The organism is Peribacillus sp. SIMBA_075 (assembly GCF_046534585.1).
Genome location: NZ_JAWRYN010000564.1, coordinates 1 through 273, shown reverse-complemented (window position 1 = coordinate 273; position 273 = coordinate 1). Strand labels below are relative to the sequence as shown.

The following is a 273-nucleotide window of genomic DNA, read 5'->3' as shown; positions in this document are numbered from 1 at the left end:
TCATAGTGGTTTTTAATATAAGTTCTAGGTATAACGGTTTCCCCATAGAAGCTACTGTTTCTAACGTCTCCAGCTCCCGTAGGGCTGTGGATAAAATTGCCGCTTTCATAATCCGAGATGGCACGATTTATATCTGGAAAAGCTTGAGATAAAGTTTTATGCCACCCAGTTTGAATTAATTCAGGGTGTTCCTTAAATTGTTGACAGAAATCGAGAAAATAGCGTGCTTGTGTTGCTGCAATGAAGATTCCACCTGGACGAAGAATTCTTGAA

1 pseudogene is annotated in these 273 nt (G+C 39.6%); it reads right to left on the bottom strand.

Annotated elements, in window-relative coordinates:
• Positions 1–273, bottom strand: a pseudogene (locus SB775_RS29410) (methyltransferase); the annotation flags it as partial.